Annotated in this window: 2 protein-coding genes and 2 pseudogenes; all 4 read right to left on the reverse strand. The window is 39.4% G+C overall.

Features of this window, described 5'->3' with window-relative positions; genetic code table 11:
* A pseudogene (locus tag RV00_RS15825) lies at positions 1-226 on the reverse strand (DUF1642 domain-containing protein); the annotation flags it as partial.
* Positions 226-519: a hypothetical protein gene (locus RV00_RS15830; RefSeq protein WP_071863494.1), complete on the reverse strand. Its 294-nt coding sequence runs from the start codon at positions 517-519 to the stop codon at positions 226-228. The gene RV00_RS15830 and the pseudogene RV00_RS15825, both read right to left, overlap by 1 nt.
* The gene (locus RV00_RS16785) at positions 516-881 is read right to left on the reverse strand and encodes a hypothetical protein (RefSeq protein ID WP_249024124.1); all 366 of its coding nucleotides are present in this window, start codon (positions 879-881) and stop codon (positions 516-518) included. The genes RV00_RS15830 and RV00_RS16785 overlap by 4 nt, the downstream gene beginning before the upstream one ends.
* Positions 882-885: 4 nt before the next feature.
* Positions 886-1,074 (reverse strand): annotated as a pseudogene (locus tag RV00_RS16610) (hypothetical protein); the annotation flags it as partial.

Raw genomic sequence — 1,074 nt, forward strand, 5'->3', positions numbered from 1 at the left:
CCTCAACCTCGTAGCCGTCTAGCATTCGGATAAGCGTTTCAATTGGCTTGTTTTCTGGATTGTCTGCCCATCGAAACATATCTCCCCATGCAAGCTGCGTTAATTCATCCTCTTCTAAAACATCGTTCCAAACATCGTGTTTAGAAATTTTTATGATTTTTGCAAATGCTGGCGGGTTTGCATCAGATAATTTATAAATTTTCCCGATTTCGATATTCGGTATCATCATTCATCCTCCTCCAATGCCCACAGTAACGGCGCTGCTTTTGGTGATGTTGCGGGATTCAAATATGCAATGACAAGAGATTGCCGCTCTTTAGAATCATTTACCCAATCAAAAATCACTGAGTTTATTTTTTCTCTTTCTAATTGTGCTTCATCAAATGTCATACCCTCAAGCTCAACCAAAGCCGATGTTCCCATCCATAAGTTTTTGCAATCGTAGCGGAACCAAGATTCACACTGGTCTAGTGCCGCTGCTATTTTTTGAGGGATAGATAGATTTTGACTCATGTTCATTCCGCCACCTCTTTCATTTCCAAATCTGCAAAGGCTGCTAGGACTTCTAATTGTTGTTCAGGTGATAATTCTTGATAGGCTTTTAAAACTTTATCAGGCGCTTGTCCTAAAAATAAACACGTGACATACGCAAAATAGTTTTTGGAAAATCGATTAGGTATGTCATTCAACGGATATTTCAACCACTTCAACACGATATGCTGGTTTTTGTTCAAGGAAGGTTCCACTGGCACAAACCCCTCAATATCAAACCAAGGGTCTAAAATGTCTTTGAATAAAGGAGAGCTTACTTTACTTATTGAGTCGCACGATCCTACAAGCTTTCCATTAATTTGTACGCCAATTCTTCGCATAGTTTGCATTAAATCACACCTCCGCTTTCTCGACTGTGCCGCCTATTAATGACGTCTGTTGTTTTGCTTCTTTATAGCTTTTAAAATGATATGCTAGTTCTTTTTTGGGCGTAATTTCTACTGACTCAATTTGTCCTGTTTCAAGTGGACTCTTTAGATACATAGTGCTGTAGCAAACTATCCACTTCGGCTCTTCCTCAAC

The organism is Enterococcus devriesei (assembly GCF_001885905.1).
Lineage (GTDB): Bacteria > Bacillota > Bacilli > Lactobacillales > Enterococcaceae > Enterococcus_A > Enterococcus_A devriesei.